Origin of the sequence: Nocardia arizonensis (assembly GCF_001310275.1) — a bacterium.
Taxonomy (GTDB): domain Bacteria; phylum Actinomycetota; class Actinomycetes; order Mycobacteriales; family Mycobacteriaceae; genus Nocardia; species Nocardia arizonensis.
Genome location: NZ_LGYZ01000001.1, coordinates 83,715 through 107,334, shown reverse-complemented (window position 1 = coordinate 107,334; position 23,620 = coordinate 83,715). Strand labels below are relative to the sequence as shown.

Genomic DNA, 23,620 nt, shown 5'->3' with positions numbered 1-23,620 from the left:
TCGCGCCTAGATCTGGTAGGTCGAGTTGATGATCGCGCCCTTGCGCGCGTAATGGATCAGCGCGTCCTGCACGTCGAGGGGATGCGCGGGGATGACGCCTTCGATGAGGTCCTCCTCGCGCGCGCCGTGCAGTGCAAGGCCGAAGCGGCACGCGAAGACCTTGCCGCCCTCCTCGATGAAGGTGGCCAGTGCCTGGTTGATGTTCTGCTCGCCGGGGAATCCGCTGTCGCCGGTGGTCGGGAAGCCGCGGGTGGCAACGCAATTGATCGCGCCGGGCCCGTAGAAGTAGATCGCCGAATCGAAACCCTTGCGCAGCGCGCGGGTGGCCTGGAGTATCGCCACGAAGCTCACCGAGGATTCGTGCGCGATACCGTGCACGAGGGTGAAGTAGGTTTCGCCCGCCTCGGCCCGGTAGTCGGGGAAGATCTTGGTCGAACCGTAGATATTGGTGCCCTTGGGCAGCGCCGGATGCGGGATCTCGCCGAGGGATTTGGCGATGTTCTCCTCGATCTGCTTGTCGATCTCCGACGTCGAGGTCGTGGGTGCGGCCATGAGTGCTCCTGATGTTCGAATGCCGATGCGGACGGCATGGATGCCTGTGGCGGTGGAAATGTCCGGCTCCGATGCGCGTCCGCGCGAGCCGATGCATAAGAGTTCACGCCCCCGCCATTTCCGTTTGGTCACATCGGGACGAATTGGGCATTACCGGACACTCACCGTGTCGACGTATGCCGGGATGTTCGAAATCTGTTGTGCTAGAACAGTTCCAGTACGCATATCGGCCGCGGGTCGCCGATACCCGACACACACGAGTTGCCACCGGTTAACCATTTAGCTGGCGTTTCACCCGGCGGCGGTAACACGGCCCGCACACGCGCGCGACGCCGAGTTACCGGCACGAAACAGTGCGGTTCGATCAGAAACCGTCCGGCACGGGCAGGCACAGCGACGCACCCTCGCCCAGATCGAACCAGCGGCCCGACGGAGTCGTCGTCAGCCGCAGCACGATCGCCGCGCAGGAGGCGCACCGCGCCACCGCGCCCGGACCGTGCGGATAGACGAGGGCGTGCGCAATCGGCGCGACGGCACCGCACGCCCCGCAGCGGCACGCGCACACCGTCACGTCGCCGACGAATATCTCCGACAGCGGACCGGCCAGCGCGTTGCCGTCGACGTGGTTGTCGTCCGCGAGGTACGGTGCGGGCTGTTCACGCATGGTCATCTCCCACCGGGGCCGAAACGTTCGGTTCTGATGCGCGCGGACTCGTGCCCGACGCTGACCAGTGCGGCCGCGACGGATTCGACGAATCCGGTCGGCCCGCAGACATAGCAGGTCACCTGTGCCGACGGGGCGAGGCCGTGCTCGAGGAGTTCCGCGGCGCTCAGGCGCGCGGGCGGACGCGGGTCACCGGGCGGCGCGGCGCGCGAATAGGCCAGGAACAGATCGGGATTCGCGGTGAGCTCGTCGCGGTAGTACAGCTGCCCCGGATCGCGCATGGCATAGATCGTCCTGACCGGCGGGGGAACGGCGCAGCGGCGCTGCGCGCGCAGCATGGACATGATCGGCACGACACCGGAACCGCCCGCCACCAGCAGCGCCGCGCCGCCGTCCGCCGGATTCCACACGAACCAGCCGCCCACCGGACCGCGGATCTCGATGCTCTCGCCCACCTCGAGTCCGTCCACCAGATACCCGGAGACCTCGCCGTCGGGCACCCGCTGCACGGTCAGCTCGATGAGGTCGTCCTCGGCGGGCGCGGCGATCGAGTAGCTGCGTTCGGCCCGGTAGCCGTCCGGGGCGGTCAGGCGCACGTCCACGTGCTGCCCGGGCAGATGGCCCGGCCACTGCGCCACGCGCAGGGTCAGCGTGCGCGCGGCGGCCGTCTCGAAGCGCGACGCGACCAGTTCCGCCGCCCGCCAGCCGGTCAGTCGCCCTGATACCGCTGCTCGCGCCACGGGTCTCCGTACTCGTGATAACCGGCGTTCTCCCAGAAGCCGGGCTCGTCCTCGTCGAGCAGACGCAGCTCGGTGACCCATTTGGCCGATTTCCAGAAGTACAGGTGGGGTATGAGCAGCCGGGCCGGGCCGCCGTGTTCGGGGGCCAGTTCGCGACCGTCGAAGCGGTGCACGATCCACGCCTTGCCGTCGGTGAGGTCCTCCAGCGGCACATTGGTGGTGTACCCGCCGTAACTCACCGCCAAGGCGTAATCGGCCTGGGTCGGTACGTCCTCGAGCAGCGTGTCCATCGAGACACCGACCCAGTCGGTATCGAGCTTGGACCACCTGGTCACGCAGTGGATGTCGACATGCGGGCCGCTCTGCGGCAGGTCGAGGAATTCCGCCCAGCTCCAGCGGTGCCGCCCGCCGGTCTCGTCGACGATGGTGAAGGTCCAGGTGTCGAGGTCGACGCGCGGCGTCGGTCCCGCCGAAAGCACCGGGAAGTCCTCGGTCAGGTATTGCCCCGGCGGGAGCCGGTCGTCCGCGGGGCGCGCGTGGCCCCGGAACCCGGGTGAGAAGACACTCATCGGCGGCATGTTCGACATACTAAGCCCGCCGAGGCTTTCGCGCGCGGTTTGCCGACAAAGTGAAACTCTTCCATCACGCCCCGGTTTCACCCGCATTTCGTAGTGACAACGTCGGTGCCACTCGGGGCTCATTCTGGATAACCATTAATTTGCTCGAAGATGGATTTTCGCGAAAGGAGCGTTCGCATGAAGCGTTTCCTGCTCACCGCGATTACCGTCAGCGCCGCCGCACTCGGCGGCGTCTGGCTTGCCGCCACCGCGACAGCCGCGCCGTCGCAGTCCCCGGTCGTGACCGAGATCCCCTGGCCCGAATCGGGAACTCCACTGCCCGAGAAGGGAATTCCGGCCAACGAGCCCCCGTCCACGGCGGGCCCTCCGGTCGACGCCCCCCGGGCCGGGACGCCGCCCGCGGACGCGGAGCCGATGACCGCGACCGACCTCCAGCGCACCGACTCCGCCGGCTTCCTGACACGCAACGGCCTGCGCGGTCTGGCCCTCACTGTCGTTCCGCTGCACCAGTTCCCGGCCTTCGACGCCGTCATCACCAGGGAGAGCGGCTGGAACGTCTTCGCCGTCAACCCGACCAGCGGCGCCTACGGACTCGGCCAGGCGCTGCCCGCGGCCAAGATGTTCACCCACGGCTGGGACTGGGCATTCAACCCGCTCACCCAGATCCGCTGGACCTACGACTACATGGTCGCCCGCTACGGCGGACCCGACCAGGCGTGGGCCTTCTGGCAACGCAACCACTGGTACTAGTCACGGCGAGCCGGGTCGCCGCGCACCGGATTCCGCCCAGAGCGTAAACCGGCCGGGTGGCCGGGCCGCGCCCCATACCATCGGGACATGAGCGAGTATCCGCGATTGCACGCGATTCCCGGCGGGCGCGAGCGAGAACGCGCGCGGAGCACACCGCAGGAGCCGTTGTGGCGCGAGGCACTTGGCGCGCAACTGCGGCAATTGCGCGGCACGCACGACGAGACACTCGCCGAAACCGCTGGGCGGGCGGGTATTTCGCCGCAGTACCTGTCGGAGGTGGAACGCGGGCGCAAGGAACCCTCCAGCGAGATGATCGCGGCGCTGGCGGGCGCGTTCGGCCTCACCCTCGGCGACCTCACCGAACGGGTGGCCGACGACCTGCGGGCGCGGCGGACAGCGCGGCCCGCCGCACCCCGTGCCTTCGGCGCGCCGAATCCGGTACTGCTCGCGGCCTGAGCTCGGCGGCTCAGCCGCGCGGGTCGAGCACGCGGTCGGCGAGCCCGTATTCGACGGCCGCGTGCGCGGTGAAGACCCGGTCCCGGTCGGTGTCGTGGCGCAACCGCTGCACCGTCTGCCCGGTGTGGCGGGCCAGCACCGATTCGATCTCCGCGCGCATGCGCACCAATTCGTCGGCCTGGATGATGAGATCCGGTATGGCGCCCTGTCCGCGGGCCGCGGGTTGGTGCAGCACCACTCTGGCGTGCGGGAGCAGCGCCCGACGGCCCGGCGCGCCGCCCGCGAGCAGGACCGCGCCCACCGCGATAGCCTGGCCGACACAGGTGGTCTGCACGGGGGCCGCGATGTGCTGGATGGTGTCGTAGACCGCCAGCATGGAGGACAGATCGCCGCCCTCGCAATTGATGTAGAGCTGGATCTCCTGTTCCGCGCTCTCCGATTCCAGATGCAGCAGCTGCGCGATCAGCGCGTTCGCCACCCCCGAATCGATCGGCGTGCCGAGGTAGACGATGCGTTCGGCCAGCAGGTGTGAGTAGATGTCGGTGATGCGCTCGCCGCCGCGCGGATGCTGGGCGATGACATTGGGAATGGTATAGGCGCTCATGAGATTCCGATCCGGTGACGCTGCGGCACGATCTGGGCGAAAGAGTCGACGATGTGGTCGATGAAGCCGTATTCGCGGGCCTGCGCCGCGGTGAACCAGCGGTCGTGCAGGGAGTCCTCGTAGATCCGGTCGAATGGCTGACCGGTGTCCTCGGCGATGATGCCGAGCACGGTGTCGACGGTGTAGCGCAGGTCGTCGGCCTGCACCTCGACATCGACGGTGCTGCCGCCGATTCCGGCCGAGCCCTGGTGCATGAGGATGCGCGCATGCGGCAGCGCGAACCGCTTGCCCCCGGTCCCCGAGGAGAGCAGGAATTGCCCGGCGCTGCATGCCAATCCGAGCGCCAGCGTGGACACCGGGCACGGCACCAGGCGCATGACGTCCCGGATGGCGAGCATCGCGGGCACCGATCCGCCCGGTGAATGGATCCACAGCGCGATCCCCGCCTCCGGGTCCTCGGCGGCCAGGGTGAGCAGTTGGGTGGTCAGCAGGGTGCCGTTGTCGTCATCGAGCGGACCGTCGAGCACCAGTATGCGACGCCCGAGCAGTTGTTCCCGTGCGCGCCAACCGAACAGCGGAGTCTTGTCGTCGTGAGCCATGCCTCCACCGTGCACCGGTCACCGCGCCGAATGCGCGCTTCGCTGCCGTGAGCGGATCTGCTCACGGCAGCGAGCAGGTCAGCCGCAGACCGCACCGCCTGCCGCCGAACCGACGAGTTTGGTGTATTTGGCCAGGACGCCGCGGGTGTAGCGGGGTGGCAACGGTTCCCAGCCGGTGCGCCGCCGCGCCAGTTCCTCCGCGCTGACGTCCAGGTCCAGCGTGCCGCCCGCGACGTCGAGGGTGATGCGGTCACCGTCGCGGACGAGCGCGATGGGCCCGCCGTCGACCGCTTCCGGCGCCACATGACCGACGCACAGCCCGGTGGTGCCGCCGGAGAAACGGCCGTCGGTCAGCAACAGGACCTCCTTGCCGAGTCCCGCGCCCTTGATGGCGGCGGTGATGGCCAGCATCTCGCGCATGCCCGGACCACCCTTTGGGCCCTCGTAGCGGATCACCACCACGTCGCCGCCGGTGATGGTGCCGTCCTCCAGCGCGTCGAGCGCGGCCCGCTCGCGTTCGAAAACCCTTGCGGTGCCGGTGAATACGCTCGAATCGAACCCCGCCGATTTGACCACCGCGCCGCCGGGGGCGAGCGAGCCGCGCAGGATGGTGATGCCGCCGGTCGGGTGAATGGGAGCGGACATGGCCCGCAGCACTTTCCCATCGGGATCGGGCGGGGCGATCGATGACAGGTTCTGCGCCACCGTGTTACCGGTCACGGTGAGGCAATCACCGTGCAGCAGACCGGCATCCAACAAAGCCTTCATGACCACCGGCACCCCACCGATGCGGTCGACATCGGTCATCACATAGCTGCCGAAGGGCTTCACATCGGCCAGATGCGGTACGCGCGCACCGACTTTCGCGAAATCGTCCAGGGTGAGCGGCACGCCCGCCTCGTGGGCGATGGCCAGCAGATGCAGGACGGCGTTGGTGGACCCGCCGAAGGCCATGACCACCGCGATGGCGTTCTCGAAGGCTTCACGGGTCAGGATGTCGCCGGTGGTGATGCCGCGCCGCAGCAGTTCCACGACCGCGCGACCGCTGGCGCGCGCGAAGCCGTCGCGCCTGCGGTCGGTCGCGGGCGGCGCGGCGCTGCCCGGCAGCGACATGCCGAGCGCCTCGGCCGCGCTCGCCATCGTGTTGGCGGTGTACATCCCGCCGCAGGCGCCCTCACCGGGGCAGATGGCGCGTTCGATGGCGTCGACGTCCTCGCGCGACATCAGCCCCCGCGCGCACGCACCGACCGCCTCGAAGGCGTCGATTATGGTGACCTCACGTTCGGTACCGTCCGACATTTTCGCGACACCCGGCAGGATCGAACCCGCGTAGAGGAACACGCTCGCCAGATCCAGCCGCGCCGCGGCCATCAGCATCCCCGGCAGGGACTTGTCGCATCCCGCGAGCAGCACCGAACCGTCGAGACGCTCGGCCTGCATCACCGTTTCCACACTGTCGGCGATAACCTCCCGCGAGACCAGCGAGAAATGCATGCCCTCGTGCCCCATGGAGATGCCGTCCGACACCGAGATGGTGCCGAATTCCAGCGGATATCCCCCGCCCTCGAACACACCGTCCTTACAGGCTTTCGCGAGGCGGTCCAGCGAGAGATTGCACGGGGTGATCTCGTTCCACGACGAGGCCACCCCGATCTGCGATTTGGCGAAATCGTCGTCGCCCATGCCGACGGCACGCAACATGCCCCGCGCCGCCGTCTTCTCCAGTCCATCGGTGACATCGCGGCTGCGCGGCTTGATGTCGGCGTGAGGCCGGTTCACGGTGGTCATGACGGCAAACCTACTCCCGCCGCGCCCGGGCGAGAGGCATTCACCGCCGTCACGCCGGATTCTCCGGGATGCGGATACCGTCGTCGGCATGGCGACTCCCGATTTCATCCGCACCATTCGCGCCGACGCGGGCACGCAACTGCTCTGGCTGCCCGGGGTCTCGGCGGTGGTCCTCGACGGCGCCGACCGCATCCTGCTCGGCCGCCGCGCCGACAGCGGCCGATGGTCGGTGCTCGCGGGCATTCCCGAACCCGGAGAACAACCCGCCGCCTGCGCGGTCCGCGAGGTCCACGAGGAGACGGCCGTGCACTGCGTGGTCGAACGCGTCGTTCTCGTGCGCGCCCTGCCAGCCCACACCTATCCCAATGGCGACGTCTGCCAGTTCATGGACATCACCCTGGCCTGTCGGGCGGTCGGCGGCGCCGCGCGGGTCAACGACGACGAATCGCTCGAGGTCGGCTGGTTCGAGACGGACGCGCTGCCCGAACTGCGGGATCACGATCGATTCCGTATCGAACGCACGCTCGCGGGCGAGTCCGCGGCCTGGTTCGACCGGGTGCACTGATCAGCGCCGCAAAAGGCGGCGCCACCGGCGGCGATTCGGTCACGCTCATCCCCCTTCGCGCGCGGCCATCCGCTCGCGCACCTCGGGCCGCCGCAGCGGCGGCACGGTCTTCGGCGGCGACTTCCGTTCGGGCAACCGGTCGAGCAAACGATGCGTGGCCGCCGCGATCTCCGCCACCGCTTCCTCGACGACGGCGCGATTCGCATCCGACACGCTCGACAACCCGCCCACCTTGCGTACGTATTGCAGCGCGGCGGCCTCGATCTCCGCCGATGTCGCCGCAGGCTCCAGCCCGCGCAGAGGTGTGATGTTCCGGCACATATCCCGAGGCTAGCGCGCCCCTCCGACAGAAGAGCTTGCGTTGACCTCGGCGTCAAGGTCTAGCTTCGGAGGTCGCGGCGGGTATGGGCTCGCCGGGATGGAGAGCGGGAGGTTGCCATGATCGGAACGGGTGCGGTGGGTACGGTGACCGACGGGGATTTCGGGGCGGAGGTGCTCGAGGCGCGAGGACCGGTCCTGGTGGAGTTCACCGCTTCGTGGTGTCCGCCGTGCCGGATGATCGCGCCGGTGTTGGCCGAGATCGCCGAGGAACAGCGGGACCGGCTGAAGGTCGTCGCGCTCGATGTGGACGACAATCCCGAAGTCACCCGGACGTATCGGGTGCTGTCGATGCCGACGCTCATGGTGTTCCGCGACGGCGAGCCGGTGCGGGCCGTGGTGGGCGCGCGGCCCAAGCAACGGCTGCTCGCCGAGATCGAGGATCTGATCTGAGCGATCAGATCCTGCGGGCCACGCCGCCGTACGCGCCGGATTCCCAGGGGTTCTCGGGCACATCGTCGGGATTGTCGGCCCGCCACAGTGGCAGGTGCACCAGACCCGGTTCCACCAGCGACCATCCGTCGAAGTAGGCCGCGATCTGGTCCTTGGTGCGGAGCACGATCTCGGTGTCGGTGCGGCCGGACAGTTTCTGCGCCTCGAGCACTTCCTCGGGCTGACCGTCGGCGGTTGCGTGGGTGATCGCCAGATAGCTGCCGGGCGCGACGGCCTCGCGCAATCGCGCCACGCATCCGGCGGGATCGGCGTCGTCGGCGACGAAATGCAGGACCCCGAGCATCAATACGGCGATCGGGCGCTGGAAATCGAGCAGACCCCGCACGGTCGGATCGGTGACGATGCGCGCGGGGTCGGCGGCGTCGGCCTGGATGACGACGGTATTCGGATCACCGTCGAGGATGGCGCTGCTGTGCGCCACGGCCACCGGGTCGATATCGACGTACACGACCTTCGCGGCGGGATTGCCCGCCTGTGCGACCTCGTGCACATTCCCGACGGTCGGTATGCCGGAGCCGATGTCGAGGAACTGATCGATACCGGCCTCGACGAGGAAACGCACGCAGCGGCGCAACAGTTCTCGGTTCGCGCGCATGGTTTCCGCGATATTCGGCGTGAAAGCCGCGATCTGCTGGGCCAGTTGCCGATCGATCTCGAAGTTGTGCATGCCGCCGACGAAGTAGTCGTACACCCGCGACGCACTGGGGCGTTCGGTGTCGATACCGTCGGGCGCCCAGCTCGGTCTGGTCATCGGATCGCCAAATCCTCTCGCGCCGCCCCTGTTTCACCGATGCCGCGCATCGGCGTGTGCATCGTATCCCACCTCGGTCGATCCGGCGGCGCGGCGGGCGCGCGAGTACCGCATGACACAGTCGGTCCACCGGGACCGAATATGTCCACTAGTATGTTTCCCCATGGGATGGGATGCCGGGCCCGCACCACATCCTGTCGGCCCGCACGCCGACCTCGCAGGCCGTTGGTCGGCAGCGCTGCGAGAAGGGGCTCGTGATCACATCGTGCCGATGAGCGCGGCCGAAGCACACGAGCTGCTGACGGAGTTGGCACGGGAACTCGTCGAGTCCGCGGCCTGCGCGCCGACCCCCACCGATAGGGTCGCCGCGGTCGGGGCGCGTTTGGCCGGTTCGCATTTCGTCGGCAACGACGTACTCGGCCGCAGCGTCGCGGTCCTCGCCCAGTACTTCGGGACCGGGCGCGCCGATCTGCTCGCCGCCTTCAGCACCGGCTACCTCCGGGCGTTCCGCGGCTGGCTGCTCACCGAACAGGAGAGTGTGCGCGCCGCCGAGATCACCGCGCGCCGCGCCGCGGAAGAACAGTTGCGCGCCAGCGAAGCCCGCCTGCGCGCCGTCTTCGCCCAGGCGGGCATCGGCACCGGGCTGTCCAATATGGCGGGGCGCATCATCGAGGTGAACGCCGCCTTCGCGCGCATGCTCGGCTACCGGCCGGAGGACATGTGCGCGATGTCGGTCGCCGACCTCACCCATCCCGACGACGCGCCCGGCATGTGGGAGCTGTATTCGGCGCTGTTGCGCGGCGAGGTCGACAACGTCCAGGTGGAGAAGGCGTACGCGCATCGCGACGGGCACGCGGTGTGGACCAATCTCAATGTCTCGCTCATCCGGGACACCTGCGGCAAACCGCAGTACACGCTGGTGCTGGTGGAGGACATCTCCGAACGCCGCGCCCTGCGCGAGCGCCTGGACTACCGCGCCAACCACGATCAGCTCACCGGCCTGCCCAATCGCTCGCGCTTCTTCGACGCGCTGCGCGCCGCATACGCCGATCCGGCCGCCCGGGTCGGCCTATGCTACGTCGATCTCGACCACTTCAAGAGCGTCAACGACACCTTCGGCCACGCCGCGGGCGATGAACTGCTCGTGCAGGCCGCGGCCCGCCTCAGCGCCTGCGCGGCGCTGCCGGGGCAGCTCGTGGCGCGCATGGGCGGCGACGAATTCGTCATCCTCATTCCGTATCCGCGAACGCCGGGCGAGGTCGCGGGGCTGGCCCGCACCGTACTCGACGCGCTGGCCAGACCGTTCGACGTGCACGGCCGCCACCTGACGGTCACCGCGAGCATCGGGGTGGTGGAGGATCGCGATCAGCACGCCACCGCCGACGAACTGCTCCAGGCCGCCGACACCACCATGTACTGGGCCAAATCCGCCGGGCGCGACCGTTTCGCGGTGTTCGATCCCGATCGCGGTCGCCGCGAGCACACCCGCGCCGAACTGTCGGCGGCCATGCCCGCCTCCTTCACTCGCGGCGAATTCTTCCTGGACTATCAGCCGATCGTGTCGCTGCCCGATCGCGGGCTGGTCGCCGTGGAGGCGCTGGTGCGCTGGCGACATCCTGAACTGGGAGTCCTGCCGCCGGGCCGCTTCGTCGACCTCGCGGAGGACAACGGCCACATCGACGCGCTCGGCGCCCTTGTCCTCGAACTCGCCTGCCACGACAGCAGACGCTGGTACGACCGCTTCCCCGAGCACGCCCCGACCGTCAGCGTGAATGTCTCCGCCGCCGAGGTCTCCGATCCGACCTGGCTGGACCGGGTGCAGCGGATCATCGCCGATACCGGCATCCCCCCGGACCGGCTCCAGCTGGAACTGACCGAACGCACCTTCATGGAGACCACCGGCAGACCGTTGGAGGCACTGCGCACCCTTGCCGAGGATGGCGTGCGCATCGCGATCGACGACTTCGGCACCGGGTACTCGAATCTCGCCTATCTGGGCCAACTCCCGCTGCACGTGGTCAAACTCGCGGGCCCGTTCGTCCAGCGCATCCGCACGCCGGAAACGGTGAATCGCACCGATCTGCTGGTGCTGGAAACCATTATCGGTCTCACCCACGCGCTCGGGCTCACCGTCACCGCCGAATGCGTGGAAACCGGCTTCCAGGCCGAACGTCTGCACGCGCTCGGATGCGATACCGCCCAGGGGTGGCATTTCCATCGGCCCATGCCCGCCCACCGCATCACCGACCTGCTCGCCGAACCCGCGGTCGAGTCCTCGCGCTGACGCCGCCGTGCGAAAATAGACAGAGCGCGAACGCCGCCGCGCCGGCATGCTGGCGTGGTGGATACCGGGGAGATCACCATCGGCTTCGCGAGCGAACTGGAGCTGTTCCTCGGCGCGGCGCGGCGGGGGCGCGTGATCACGGTCCGCTCGGACGGGGTCTCGACGCTGGGACATCTGGTGGAGTCGCTGGGCGTGCCGCTGACCGAGGTGGGCGAACTCGTGGTCGACGGCCGCGCGACGGGCCCGGCGCACATCCCCGCCGCGGGCACATCGATTCTGGTGCGCGCGGTCACCCGTCCACAACGCCGCGCCGAACCGCTGCGCTTCCTGCTCGACATCCACCTCGGCACGCTGGCGCGGCGGCTACGGCTGCTCGGTGTCGACGCCGCCTACGAGAATCCCGATATCGGCGACGCGGCGCTGGCCGCGCGGTCGGTGGGCGAACGCCGCGTGCTGCTCTCGCGCGACCGCGGACTGCTGCGCAGACGCGTAATCTTCGCGGGCGCCTACATCTACAGCCACCGACCCGCCGAACAACTCGACGACGTACTGTCCCGGTTCGCGCCGCGGCTGGCGCCGTGGACGCGCTGCACGGCCTGCAACGGGGCGCTGCGCGCGGCGGACAAGGAGTCCATGCGCGGTCAGCTGCCCGGCAGCACCGAGGCGACCTACGACACCTTCGCCCAGTGCGTGGAATGCGGACAGGCGTACTGGAAGGGCGCGCACCACGCGCGGCTCGACGAGATCGTCGCGCACGCCACGCGGAAATACGGAATCTGATTCCACCGCGGTCGATCCGGATTCGGACAAGCCGTTCACAGACCCCGCCGCGGGGATCCGCTCGAACCGGTGACCGTGCTGTCGGTGACGGTGATCGCGGCGGTCGGGATGCGATCGACCGAGCGTGGGAGGGTCGTCGCGGAGCGCACCGACTCGGTCCGAAATTCTGAACGGAAACGGTATGGGCGGCTGAACGGACCGCCCCGACGATGACATCACACCGCCGCGCGTTGTAGCATCGGCCCGCTCAGCAGTTCGTTCTAGGCGGGACACAACGTGACAAGTGGTGTGCAACGAGCCGCGTCGTCGCGCCGGGCCCGACCGCGGCGCCGCGCGGAGGCGCAGGTACCGACCCTCGCAATATTGCTGGCCGCTGCCGCCGAGACCAATCCCGATGGCGTCGCGGTCATCGATGGCGAACGCACGCTCACCTATCGTGAGCTCGATGCCCGCTCCTCACAGCTTGCCAGAGTGTTGCTGACCCTCGATGCCGGTCCCGAGCGAGCCGTGGTCGTCGCCGTGGCGCGCTCGATCGAATCGATACTCGCGATCTGGGCGGTGGCCAAGACCGGCGCGGCGTTCGTCCCCATCGATCCCGGCTTCCCCCGCGCGCGGATCGAATTCCAGGTGCGCGACTGCGGCGCGACACTGGGACTGACCACGAACGCACATCGCGAGACCCTGCCCGCCGATATCGAGTGGTTGGGGCTCGACGATCCCGCCTTGCTCGCCCGTTGCGCCGAGGAACCGACAAGTCCGCTGTCCTACCTCGACCAGGCCGCGCAGGCACGGGTCGCCAACCCGGCCTATGTCATCTACACTTCGGGGTCCACCGGCAACCCGAAGGGTGTCACGGTCACCCACGCCGGACTCGCCGCGCTCTGCGGCGAACAGATCAGCCGCTTCGCCGTTACCGCCGCCGACCGGGTGCTGCACTTCGCCTCCCCCAGCTTCGATGCCTCCATCCTCGAGATGCTGCTGGCCTTCGGCCCGTCCGCGACCCTGGTGATCGCGCCGCCGACGGTCTACGGCGGCGCGGAACTGGTGTCGTTGCTGACCGAGCACCGGGTCACCCACGCCTTCCTGACTCCCTCGGCGCTGGCCTCGATCGAACCGGCCGGACTGGCCGCGTTGCGCGTGGTGATCGTCGGCGGCGAACCCTGTCCGCCCGCGCTGGTACGCCGCTGGGCCTTCGGCGGACGCCGGTTCCACAATGCCTACGGACCCACCGAGTCCACCATCGCGGCCACCATCAGCGCACCGCTGAGCGCGGGCATGCCGGTGACGATCGGGTCCGCGGTGCCCGGCGTGCGCCTGCGGGTGCTCGACACCAGGTTGCGGCTGGTCGGGGTCGGCGTGGCGGGCGAACTGTATCTTTGCGGACCCGCGGTGGCCCGCGGCTACCGCGGCCGCGCCGATCTCACGGCCGCGCGCTTCGTCGCCGATCCGCACGGCGAACCGGGCGCGCGCGTGTACCGCACGGGCGATCTGGTGCGCTGGAACGCCTGCGGCGAACTCGAATACCTCGGCCGCGGCGACGACCAGGTCAAGGTCCGCGGCTTCCGCGTCGAACTCGGCGAGATCGACGCGGCGCTCGCCACCTTGCCCGGGGTGCGGTCCGCGGTCACCGTGGACCGCAAGACCGCCGCGGGCGATACCGAACTGGCCGCCTTCGTCGAGTCCGCGCCCGACCTGCGCCCGGTCCCCGCGGACCTGGCGAGCGAACTGGCGGGACGGCTCCCGCGTTTCATGGTGCCCGCCTCGATCACCGTGGTCGACCGTATTCCGCTGACGCCCACCGGGAAGACCGATCGCGCCGCGCTGCGGGCGACGGTCACCGAACAGCGGACCTCGCGCCGGCTGTCGGGACTCGGGGAGGAACTGGTCGCCGCCGTCTTCGCCCACGTGCTCGGCCGCGAACTGATCGGGGCCGATTCGGATTTCTTCGCCGCGGGCGGCAATTCGATTCTGGCGACGCAGGTCGCGGCGCGACTGAGCGAGACCTGCCGACTACAGATCCCGGCGCGGCTGGTCTTCGACCATCCCACCGTCGCCGATCTGGCCAATGCCATCCAGTCGCAGCGCTTCGACAGCGCGCGTCCGGCGCTGGCCGCCCGGCCACGGCCGGACCGTATTCCGTTGTCCCCCTCGCAATTGCGGTTCTGGCTTCGCAACCAGTTCGACACCGCGTCCTCGGTGGACAATATCGGCTTCGCCTTGCGCGTCGCGCACGACCAGGTCGATATCGACGCGCTGCGCGCCGCATTCGCCGATACCGTCGCCCGCCACGAATCGTTGCGGACCCGCTACCCGGCCGACGACGACGGCCCCCGTCAGGAAGTGCTCGACGTCGCCGACGTGCTCGGCGAGGTAACGGTGCAGGAGATCGCGGCCGCGGCCGTCGACGACCGGGTGCGCGAAATCCTCGGGCGCGGCTTCGACGTCGCCGCCGAGGTGCCGCTGCGCATCGACCTGCTGCGCACCGAGGACGGTTACGTCCTGGTCTTCACCGTGCACCACATCTGCGCCGACGGGTCGTCGCTGGCGCCGCTCGCCGCGGATATCGCCACCGCCTACACCGCACGGCGCGCGGGAGCCGCGCCCGCGTGGCGTCAGCTCGAGGTGCAATACGCCGATTACGCGCTGTGGCAGCGCGAGGTATTGGGCGAGCGCACCGATCCGACCTCGACCCTGGCCCGGCAGCTGGACTACTGGACCACCGAATTGGCCGGTCTCCCCGACGAATTGGATCTGCCCTCGGACCGCCCCCGACCGCCCGTCGCGTCACTGCGCGGCGCCGCGGCCCAGCGCACGACCTCCGCCGAACTGCACCGCGATCTGCTCGCGGTGGCGCGCGCACAGCGCGCGACGCTGTTCATGGTGATGCGCACGGCGCTGGCGGTGCTGCTGGCGCGCCTGTCGGGCACCTCCGACATCGCCATCGGCGTGCCGATGACCAATCGGGCCGAACCCGCGTTGGACCAGGTCGTCGGCATGTTCGTCAACACCACGGTCTCGCGCACGACGGTCGTGGCGCAGGAGGGTTTCGCCGATCTGCTGCGTCGAGCCCGCGACCGTGACCTGTCGAACTTCGCCCACGCCGAGGCGCCGTTCGAGCACATCGTCGACGCGGTCGACCCGGTGCGCTCTCCCGGCCGCCACCCCCTCTATCAGGTCGGCTTCGCGTTCCAGAACTTCGCGCAGGCCGGCCTGGAACTGCCGGGGCTGGATCTGTCCTTCGTCGACGTCGAGGCCACGACGGCCAAGACCGACCTGCATATCGTCGTGGTCGACACCGTGGGCGTGGACGGCGGACCCGGCCCCATCGTCATCCGGTTCTGCTACGCCACAGACCTTTTCGACGAACCGACGGTGCAGCGATTCCTGGACGGCTATCTGCGGGTACTGCACGAGGTGGCCGCCGACCCCGACGCCGCCGTCGGTGACCTCGACATCATCACCCCGGCCGAACGTGATCGCCTCGACGGCTGGGCATCCGGTTCACGGCGACCCGTCCCCGCCGAATTCCTGCACACCGCACTCGAGCGTCAGGCCGCGGCCCGCCCGGATGTCACGGCGGTCACGGATGGTTCGGTGTCGTTGACCTACGCCGAACTGCACGCGCGCGCGAATCGCCTGGCGCGCAGGCTCATCGCCGACGGCGTCGGACCGGAGACCGTCGTCGCCATCGCCATGCGCCGGTCCGTGGATCAGGTCGTGGCGATGTACGCCGTACTCGCGGCGGGCGGCTGCTGGGTACCGATCGATCCCGACCATCCGGCCGAACGCATCGGCTATGTGCTCTCCGCCGCCGCCCCGCGCCGCGTACTCACCACACTCGCCGACGATTTCACCGTGACCGAGGCCGTCGCGATCGACGCCCTCGACCTATCGGGGACGAGTCCCGAGCCCGTTCGCGACGCCGAGCGCACGATGCCGCTGCGCGCCGGACATCCGGCCTACGTCATCTACACCTCCGGCTCCACCGGACGGCCCAAGGGTGTCGTGGTGACCCACGACGCCATCGTCAACCAGCTCGTCTGGATGCACGAGACCTACGGCGTCGACGCGCACGACCGCTATCTGCACAAGACCCCGGCGACCTTCGACGTCTCGCTGTGGGGGTATTTCCTGCCGGTGCGCGCGGGCGCGACCCTGGTGCTGGCGGGCCCCGACGATCATCGCGATCCGGCGGCGCTGGCTCGCGCCATCGCCGAGCACCACATCACCCTCACCGATTTCGTGCCGTCGATGCTTTCGGTGTTCGCCGCGCAGGCCACCGCCGCCGAATTGGCCTCGCTGCGGGCGATATTCGTGATCGGCGAGGCGCTGCCGCCGGAGACCGCGGCGGCCTTCGACGCGATCTGTGCCGCCGAGATCCACAATCTGTACGGCCCGACCGAGGCCGCGGTGAGTATCACCGAACATCGGGTGCGGTCCGCCGACCTGGCCGCGGCGGCGGTGCCTATCGGTGTGCCGGAATGGAATTCGGACTGCCACGTCCTCGATGAGCGACTGCGGCCGGTGCCGATCGGCGCGGTGGGCGAACTCTACCTGTCCGGCATCCAGCTGGCCCGCGGCTATCACGGCGCGCCCGCGCTCACCGCGGGCCGATTCGTCGCCCACCCCCTCGCCCCTGGCGGCGCGCGAATGTATCGCACCGGCGATCTGGTGCGCTGGAATCCCGAGGGCGCTCTCGACTATCTGGGACGCACGGATTTCCAGGTCAAGGTGCGCGGGCACCGCATCGAACTCGGCGAAATCGAATCCGCCCTGCTCGCCGATCCCACGGTGGGTCAGGCGGCGGTCACGGTGCGCGGCTCGGAGGCGGGCGACCGGATCATCGGCTATGTGGTGCCCGGCGCGGACGCCGCCGTCGACCCGGAAGCCCTGCGGCGCGCGGTCTCTCGCACCTTGCCCGCCTATATGGTGCCCGCGGCGGTCGTGGTGTTGACCGAATTCCCGGTCAACACCAGCGGGAAGCTCGATCGCGCGGCGCTGCCGGATCCGGTCTTCGCCCCGCGCGTCGGCGCACCGCCGACCTCGCCGCTGGAACGCGCCGTCGCCGAGGTCTTCGCCGAGGTGCTCGGGGTGTCGCCCATCGGTCTCGAAGACGATTTCTTCCAGCTCGGCGGCTCCTCGCTGCTGGCGTTCACCCTGCACCAGCGACTGTCGGCGCGTCTGGAACGCGATGTGCCGATGTCGGCGCTGCTGGCGAACTCGACGGTCGGGGCGTTGGCCGCCCATCTCGCCGGGGGCACGGCCGCCGACACCGCGCCGTCACCCGCCCGCGACGCCGTCCTTGAACCCGATATCACCGCCGACGGCCGCACGCCCGCCACGACCGGCAATTCGCGCGAGGTGCTGCTCACCGGTGCGACCGGCTTCCTCGGCGCGCATCTGCTGCGCGAACTGCTCGACCGCACCGAGGCACGCGTGTGGTGCGTGGTGCGCGCCGAGGACGCCGAATCCGCCGGGAACCGAATCCGCCGGGCGCTGACCCGATTCCGGCTATGGGATACGGACCTCGCGGACCGTATCGTCGCGCTGCCGGGCGATCTGGCGGCCCCCGGACTCGGTCTGCGCGCCGAGGATCACGAGCGGCTGGCCACGACGGTGGAGGCGATCTACCACAACGGCGCGCGGGTCAACCATGTCGATCCGTACTCGCGCCTGCGCGAGGTCAATGTCGAGAGCACCCGCGCCGTGCTGCGCCTGGCGACCACCCGGCGACTCAAGGCGGTGCACTTCGTCTCCACCATCGGCGCGACCGTCGGCCCCGACACCGCGACCACGGTCACCGAGGCCGCGCGGCTGCGCGCCGACGAACTGCCCGACAACGGCTATGCCCGGTCCAAGTGGGCGGCCGAGGAATTGGTCCGCCAGGCGGGCGCCCGCGGCGTTCCGGTGGCGATCTACCGGCCGGGCACGATCTGCGGCGATCCGGTGGCCGGTGTGAACAGCGCCGAGGACTCGTTCTGGAATCTCATCCGCGCCGCCGCGATCCTTGGAATGGCACCGGAGACGGGTTCGGCCGCCGTCTCGCTGGTTCCGGTGACCTATGTGGCCGCCGCGATCGTGGCGATCTCCCGACTCGATCGCGACGACACGGTGTATCACCTGGTCAACCGGGTTCCGGTGCCGGTGCGCGAGGTCTTGGACAGTCTGCGCGAACACGGGATTCCGGTCGAGACGGTAGCGCTGGAGACCGTACACGCCGCCCTCGAACACGAATCCCGGCTGCGCAATGCGGCGGGTGACGACTCCCTGGTGCGGGCCGCGCTCACCACCGGCAACTACGCGGGATTCGCCGCCCAGCGCGAATGGACCGACGACAACAGCGTGCGCGCCCTCGGCGGTACCGCAGTCGCCTGTCCCCGGGTGGACCGCGCCGCGATCGACGCCTATGTCCGCGAGTTCGTGGTCTCCGGGTTCCTGCCGCAGCGCTGATCGGCGCTCAGAGTCTGTTCGCGCAGCCTACGGCCCGCACCCGACCCGGTCAACGACGGGTCGGGGGGCGAACCGGCGAGGCCGACCGGCCGGTCACCGATGTCGCCGTCGCACCTGCGATCGAATTCTCGAATCGGTCCACCGCCACGATCCGGCGGGTGGTCCCCTGGTACCGGCCGAGACGCTCAGGCAGGGTCCAGGCTGCCGAAGATGGGCATCGGCCACACCGTGAGCATTTCCGCCACCCGACAGGTGTCGCAGACACCGGCGAACCGCTAGGGTCGTCACGGCGCAGCGGACGCGGTCACGGATCGAGTCGGCGTTCGCGAGTGTCGCGCTGGGCACGCGATACGCGCCGCGACCAAAAGTGTTTATCGAGAAGGCTAGTCGATAGGTGACCGCAATGATCGCGGAGGCGAGAACGCCCGAGCAGTGGGCCCAACTGTATGTTTCGTGTGGACTCCACGGAACACACTCCACCGCACCGGGATTCGTCATACTTCCGCTCACCGGCGATGTAACCGCTGTCAATACCCCTGGTGCACTGGGTGATCGGATCGTCGGTCTGATGCCCTCGGCGCGGATATACGGTCCGGTGCTGGCGCGCGCCAAACCCGCGCGCTACACCTTCCTGACCCGTTACGACCATCCGGCCGAACCCGAACTCGTGGCGCGACTGGTCCGCCACGGCGTCGACGTGGGTCCGCACCGGGCCAATGTCATCCTGCCGACCGGCTTCGGGCCGGTCACCCGCGAAGACCGCTACTGGCTGCGCTCCCCCCGTCAGGGTGAACCGCTGCCCGCGCTGACACTGCTGCTGGATGTCATCGCCGCCCACTTGGACGCCCCCGCGGCCTGAACTTCACGCGCCGCGCGGACGCGCGCGCCGGTGGGCGCGCGGCGGCGCACCCGTCCAGCGCCGGAAAGCGTGGGTGAAGGCGGCGGTCTCGGCGTAGCCGAGACGTTCGGCGATCTCACCCACCGACAGCCGCGTCTCGTCCAACAACTGTTCGGCGAGGCCGCGGCGGACCTCGTCGAGGATGCGCCGGTAGGAGGAGCCCTCCTCGATGAGTCTGCGCCGCAGCGTCCGCGGGGTCATGAACAGCGAGGCCGCCACCTGATCGCCGGTCGGCGGCCGAGCGGGGTTGCCCAGCAGCAGATTTCGCACTCGTCCCGCCAGGCCCGAACCGACCTGGCGTTCCAGTAGTTCGCGGCACTGCTGTTCGGCCATGGCCGCGGTGTGCGGCTCGGCCAGCGGCAGCGGCTCGTCGATGCGGGCGAGGTCGAACGAGATCGAGTACCGTCCGGCACCGTAATCCGGGGCGAGGCCGAGTAGGCGCCGAATATGCTCGCGCGCCGAGGGATCCGGTTCGGCGTAGGCCAGGCCCGCGCGGCGGGCGCGCGCGCCGACGCCGACGAGTTCGCGGTGCAGCGATCCGATGATGCCGAGATCGCGTTCGGCGACGAAGCGGCGCACCGGTTCGGCCACCGGCGACGGATCGACCACCAGGGTCAGCACGTCGCCCTCCTGACGCGCGACTATGCGGCAGAAGGAGAACGACAGGTCGAGGTAGCGCAGGCCGAGAGTGATCGCCGCGCGCAGGGTGCGGCTGCTGATCAGCGCGTATCCCCAGATGCCGTGGGTGGTGACGTGGTAACGGTCGCCCGCGGCCAGGCCGAGTCCGGGTCGGTCGGCCAGCGCGTCGACGATATTGGCGATCACCGCCAGTTCCTGTTCGGGCGAGACGACCGCGTCGAGTTCGACCAGTCGTCGGGCCCGCAACCCGGAGTGGCGAAGGCAGACCGACGCGGGCACGCCGCGCTCGGCGGCGAACTCGACGAGCAGGCGCACACTCGGCGCTCTCCGCGCGGTCGCCATCGCCTCGACCATGCGATTACCTCCGTCGCCGACCCGGTGATGGTGGCCGAATCTATCAAAAAACTGTCCGCTAGCACCCTGGGTTCCCGGCATCCGACGGCCGTACATTTGGATGTATGACGTGACGCAGGTCACGTCGAGCTTCGATGAGGAGACGTGGGTGCCCGAACAGGATTGTTTCGATTACGTCATCGTCGGCGCGGGCAGCGCGGGCTGCGTCCTGGCCGATCGGCTCAGCGCGGCGGGGGATGTCTCGGTTCTGCTGCTCGAGGCAGGCGGGGCCGACGACGCGGACGAGATCCACATCCCAGCCGCCTTCTCCAGCCTGTTCAAGACCAAATGGGACTGGAACTACGAGACCACCGAACAGAAGCATATGGACGGGCGCAAGGCGTACTGGCCGAGGATGAAGGCACTCGGCGGCTGCTCGTCCATGAACGCCATGATCTACATCCGCGGCAATCGCGCCGACTACGACGGCTGGCGCGACGAGCACGGGGCCGCGGGCTGGGGTTACGACGACGTGCTGCCGTATTTCGTGCGCGCCGAGGCCAATACCCGGCTCGACGGCGAATACCACGGTTCGCGCGGACCGCTGCACGTGGAGGATCGCCGCTACACCCACGAACTCAGCGACGCCTGGGTGCGCGCCGCCATAGACAGCGGTCTGCGACCGAACGACGACTTCAACGGCGCGGTGCAGGAGGGCGCGGGTCGCTACCAGGTCACCTGCAAGAAGGGCCGTCGCTGGTCCACCGCCGACGCCTATCTGCGCCCGGCCGAACACCGCGCCAACCTGACCGTGCACACCCACGCCTTCGCCACCGCCGTGCTGTTCGAGGGCAGCAGGGCCCGCGGCGTGCGCTACCGTCGCGACGGACTCGAGCACACCGCCACCGCAGAGCGCGAGGTGATCCTGTCCGGCGGCGCGATCAATTCCCCTCAGCTGCTGATGCTTTCGGGCGTCGGGCCCGGCGCGCACCTGCGCGAACTCGGCATCGACGTGGTCGCCGACCTGCCCGGGGTCGGCGAGAATCTGCACGATCACCCCGTGGCGCCGGTGCTCTGGTACACGAAGGGCACGACCGACCTGTCCGATTACCTCGGCCCGTCGCGGCTCATGCAGTGGAAACTGACCGGCCGCGGCCCACTGTGCTCGAATGTCGGCGAGGCGGGCGCGTTCTTCGCCTCCGAAGACGGCGCGGGCGGCGCGAGCGGCGCGAGCGGCGCGGACGCACCCGACATCCAGCTCCATGTCGCGCCGACCGGCTTCTACGACAACGGTTTCCGCGAACCCATCGCGCCCATGTTCACCGCGGGCGTGACACTGGTGCGGGTCGCCAGCCGGGGCAGGCTGCGTCTGCGTCGCGCCGATCCGGCCTGGAAACCCGAGATCGACCCGGGCTACTTCGCCGATCCGGTCGACCTGCGCGCGACCGTCGCGGGCACCCGCCGCACCATCGACATCGCCGCGAATTCGGCCATCGCCCGCTACCTGGACCGGCCCTACCTGCCCGAACGCCTCGCGGGGGCCACCGACGACGATCTGGCCGACCACATCCGCGCCTGGACCCAGACCCTGTTCCACCCGGTCGGCACCTGCGCGATGGGGACCGGCGAACAGTCGGTGGTCGATCCCGCGCTGAAGGTCAACGGCATCGACGGCCTGCGGGTGGTGGACGCCTCGGTGATGCCGGAAATCGTGCGCGGCAACACCAACGCGCCCACCATCATGATCGCCGAGAAGGCCGCGGACCTGATCCTGGGCCGCACCGCCTGATCGCACGACGCACGAAGGAGATCCGAGATGACCGCAACGACAGAGACCGCCGCGGTGGCGAGCTTCGATTCGCTTGATCCGGCCACCGGCGACGTCGTCGGCACCTATCCCATCCACGACGCCGACCAGGTGAACGCCGCGGTCGCCCGTGCGCGCGAGGCCGCGACCTGGTGGGCGGGACTGGGTTTCGACGAACGCGGCAAGCGCCTGCGCGCCTGGGCGGGCGTGCTGACCCGGCGTATCAACCAGCTCGCCGAGGTGGTGCACGCCGAGACCGGCAAACCGCATTCGGACGCGACCCTCGAGGTCGCCTTGGTGCTCGACCACATCGCCTGGGCGTCCAAGCACGCGCGAAAGGTGCTCGGCCGCAAGCGCGTATCGTCCGGGCTGACCATGTCGGACCATTCCGCCTCGGTGGAGTACCGCCCGCTCGGCGTCATCGGCGTCATCGGCCCGTGGAACTATCCGGTCTTCACCCCGCTCGGTTCGATCGTCTACGCATTGGCCGCCGGAAACGCGGTGGTGTTCAAGCCAAGTGAGTACACACCCGGTGTCGGCGCCTGGTTGGTGCACGCTTTCGCGCAGGTGGTGCCGGAACAGCCTGTGCTGCAACTCGTCACCGGCTTCGGCGCGACCGGTGAGGCGTTGTGCCGTTCGGGCGTGGACAAGATCGCCTTCACCGGCTCACCCGGTACGGCCCGCAAGATCATGCACGCCTGCGCCGACACCCTCACCCCGGTGGTCATCGAGGGCGGCGGCAAGGACGCGCTGCTGGTGGACGCCGACGCCGATATCGCCAAGGCCGCCGACGCGGCGGTGTGGGGCGGTATGGCCAACGCGGGCCAGACCTGCGTCGGCGTGGAGCGGGTGTACGTACACGAGCGGGTGTACGACGAATTCCTCGACGAGGTCACCGCATTGGTGCGACCGCTGCGCGCCGGGTCGGACCCGGCGGCCAAGATCGGCCCGATGACCATGCCGAGCCAGTCCGAGGTCGTGCGCCGCCACATCGCCGACGCCATCGAGCGCGGCGGCCGCGCCGTCGTCGGCGGACTCGACGCGGTCGGCGAGCGCTTCGTCCAGCCGACCGTGCTGGTGGACGTGCCCGCTGATTCGCTGGCCAATACCGACGAGACCTTCGGCCCCACGCTCACCGTCACCAAGGTGCGCGATATGGACGAGGCCGTTGCCCTGGCCAACGACTCCCGCTACGGCCTCGGCGCGACCGTCTACGCCAAGAAGCGCGGACGGGAATTGGCCGAGCGCATCCGCTCGGGCATGACCTCGGTGAATTCGGTGATCTCCTTCGCCGCCATACCCGGCCTGCCCTTCGGCGGTATCGGTGAATCCGGCTTCGGCCGCATCCACGGCCCCGACGGCCTACGCGAATTCACCTATGCCAAGGCGGTGGCAAGCAGGCGGCTGCCCGCGCTGATGAATCTGACCAGCTTCGCCCGCACCGCGGCCAATGACAAGGCGCTGACCACCCTCGCCAATCTCCTGCACGGCAAGGGCTGAGCGAATCCCGCCGACGCGTGGAATCGGCGCGCCAGCGGTAGCGCGCTCGCG

General features: G+C 69.3%; 20 protein-coding genes. 10 read left to right on the top strand and 10 right to left on the bottom strand.

Going from position 1 to position 23,620, the window contains the following annotated elements; all coding sequences use genetic code 11:
* Positions 1-6: 6 nt before the first annotated feature.
* The 4 genes from APZ21_RS00500 to APZ21_RS00485 form a co-directional block, all read right to left on the bottom strand.
* Complete coding sequence (locus APZ21_RS00500; RefSeq protein WP_054811204.1) at positions 7-552, bottom strand: MSMEG_0572/Sll0783 family nitrogen starvation response protein; 546 nt, start codon at positions 550-552, stop codon at positions 7-9.
* A 364-nt stretch (positions 553-916) separates the two neighbouring features.
* The gene (locus tag APZ21_RS00495) at positions 917-1,216 is read right to left on the bottom strand and encodes a DUF6510 family protein (RefSeq protein ID WP_054811248.1); all 300 of its coding nucleotides are present in this window, start codon (positions 1,214-1,216) and stop codon (positions 917-919) included.
* A gap of 2 nt (positions 1,217-1,218) precedes the next feature.
* Positions 1,219-1,956 (bottom strand): ferredoxin reductase, encoded by a 738-nt coding sequence (locus tag APZ21_RS00490; RefSeq protein ID WP_054811203.1) that lies wholly within the window; start codon positions 1,954-1,956, stop codon positions 1,219-1,221.
* A complete protein-coding gene (locus APZ21_RS00485) occupies positions 1,926-2,525 on the bottom strand; it encodes a sulfite oxidase-like oxidoreductase (protein ID WP_054811202.1) in 600 nt (199 codons plus the stop codon). Before APZ21_RS00485 ends, APZ21_RS00490 begins: the two co-directional genes overlap by 31 nt.
* A 186-nt stretch (positions 2,526-2,711) precedes the next feature.
* On the opposite strand from APZ21_RS00485, the gene APZ21_RS34930 reads away from it, so the two are divergent.
* Positions 2,712-3,284: an aggregation-promoting factor C-terminal-like domain-containing protein gene (locus tag APZ21_RS34930; RefSeq protein ID WP_174553634.1), complete on the top strand. Its 573-nt coding sequence runs from the start codon at positions 2,712-2,714 to the stop codon at positions 3,282-3,284.
* 87 nt (positions 3,285-3,371) lie between these two features.
* Positions 3,372-3,740 carry a helix-turn-helix domain-containing protein gene (locus APZ21_RS00475; protein ID WP_054811201.1) on the top strand — a complete coding sequence of 123 codons (369 nt, stop codon included), beginning with the start codon at positions 3,372-3,374 and terminating at the stop codon, positions 3,738-3,740.
* A gap of 10 nt (positions 3,741-3,750) precedes the next feature.
* Here the strand turns inward: APZ21_RS00475 and APZ21_RS00470 are convergent, their stop codons facing one another.
* The 3 genes from APZ21_RS00470 to ilvD form a co-directional block, all read right to left on the bottom strand.
* Positions 3,751-4,344 (bottom strand): ClpP family protease, encoded by a 594-nt coding sequence (locus APZ21_RS00470; protein ID WP_054811200.1) that lies wholly within the window; start codon positions 4,342-4,344, stop codon positions 3,751-3,753.
* Complete coding sequence (locus APZ21_RS00465; RefSeq protein ID WP_054811199.1) at positions 4,341-4,943, bottom strand: ClpP family protease; 603 nt, start codon at positions 4,941-4,943, stop codon at positions 4,341-4,343. The genes APZ21_RS00470 and APZ21_RS00465 overlap by 4 nt, the downstream gene beginning before the upstream one ends.
* A 78-nt stretch (positions 4,944-5,021) precedes the next feature.
* Positions 5,022-6,731 (bottom strand): dihydroxy-acid dehydratase, encoded by a 1,710-nt coding sequence (gene ilvD, locus APZ21_RS00460; protein ID WP_239476424.1) that lies wholly within the window; start codon positions 6,729-6,731, stop codon positions 5,022-5,024.
* Positions 6,732-6,819: 88 nt separating this feature from the next.
* Here ilvD and APZ21_RS00455 point away from each other — a divergent pair, with 88 nt between their 5' ends.
* Positions 6,820-7,296 carry an NUDIX hydrolase gene (locus APZ21_RS00455; protein WP_054811198.1) on the top strand — a complete coding sequence of 159 codons (477 nt, stop codon included), beginning with the start codon at positions 6,820-6,822 and terminating at the stop codon, positions 7,294-7,296.
* A 45-nt stretch (positions 7,297-7,341) separates the two neighbouring features.
* Here APZ21_RS00455 and APZ21_RS00450 read toward each other — a convergent pair whose 3' ends face one another.
* Positions 7,342-7,617: a DUF2277 domain-containing protein gene (locus tag APZ21_RS00450; protein ID WP_054811197.1), complete on the bottom strand. Its 276-nt coding sequence runs from the start codon at positions 7,615-7,617 to the stop codon at positions 7,342-7,344.
* A 117-nt stretch (positions 7,618-7,734) separates the two neighbouring features.
* On the opposite strand from APZ21_RS00450, the gene trxA reads away from it, so the two are divergent.
* On the top strand, positions 7,735-8,067 hold the full coding sequence (gene trxA / locus APZ21_RS00445) for a thioredoxin (RefSeq protein ID WP_054811196.1): 333 nt from the start codon (positions 7,735-7,737) through the stop codon (positions 8,065-8,067).
* 4 nt (positions 8,068-8,071) lie between these two features.
* On the opposite strand, the gene APZ21_RS00440 is transcribed toward trxA, so the two are convergent.
* Entirely contained in the window at positions 8,072-8,878 is an 807-nt protein-coding gene (locus tag APZ21_RS00440) for an SAM-dependent methyltransferase (RefSeq protein ID WP_054811195.1), read from the bottom strand.
* 271 nt (positions 8,879-9,149) lie between these two features.
* Between APZ21_RS00440 and APZ21_RS00435 the strand changes: the two genes are divergently transcribed.
* The 4 genes from APZ21_RS00435 to APZ21_RS33555 all read left to right on the top strand — a co-directional run bounded on the left by APZ21_RS00435 (position 9,150) and on the right by APZ21_RS33555 (position 19,251).
* Positions 9,150-11,162, top strand: a complete 2,013-nt coding sequence (locus tag APZ21_RS00435) for a putative bifunctional diguanylate cyclase/phosphodiesterase (protein ID WP_239476423.1) — start codon at positions 9,150-9,152, stop codon at positions 11,160-11,162.
* A 57-nt stretch (positions 11,163-11,219) separates the two neighbouring features.
* On the top strand, positions 11,220-11,942 hold the full coding sequence (locus APZ21_RS00430; protein ID WP_054811246.1) for a Mut7-C RNAse domain-containing protein: 723 nt from the start codon (positions 11,220-11,222) through the stop codon (positions 11,940-11,942).
* 363 nt (positions 11,943-12,305) lie between these two features.
* Positions 12,306-18,392 carry a non-ribosomal peptide synthetase gene (locus tag APZ21_RS00425; RefSeq protein ID WP_054811193.1) on the top strand — a complete coding sequence of 2,029 codons (6,087 nt, stop codon included), beginning with the start codon at positions 12,306-12,308 and terminating at the stop codon, positions 18,390-18,392.
* 568 nt (positions 18,393-18,960) lie between these two features.
* Positions 18,961-19,251: a hypothetical protein gene (locus APZ21_RS33555; protein WP_156370517.1), complete on the top strand. Its 291-nt coding sequence runs from the start codon at positions 18,961-18,963 to the stop codon at positions 19,249-19,251.
* Positions 19,252-19,254: 3 nt separating this feature from the next.
* Here APZ21_RS33555 and APZ21_RS00415 read toward each other — a convergent pair whose 3' ends face one another.
* Positions 19,255-20,283 (bottom strand): AraC family transcriptional regulator, encoded by a 1,029-nt coding sequence (locus APZ21_RS00415; protein ID WP_204249020.1) that lies wholly within the window; start codon positions 20,281-20,283, stop codon positions 19,255-19,257.
* A 109-nt stretch (positions 20,284-20,392) separates the two neighbouring features.
* On the opposite strand from APZ21_RS00415, the gene APZ21_RS00410 reads away from it, so the two are divergent.
* Complete coding sequence (locus APZ21_RS00410; protein ID WP_239476422.1) at positions 20,393-22,051, top strand: GMC family oxidoreductase; 1,659 nt, start codon at positions 20,393-20,395, stop codon at positions 22,049-22,051.
* Between the two features lie 27 nt (positions 22,052-22,078).
* Positions 22,079-23,569 (top strand): aldehyde dehydrogenase family protein, encoded by a 1,491-nt coding sequence (locus APZ21_RS00405; RefSeq protein WP_054811190.1) that lies wholly within the window; start codon positions 22,079-22,081, stop codon positions 23,567-23,569.
* Positions 23,570-23,620 lie beyond the last annotated feature (51 nt).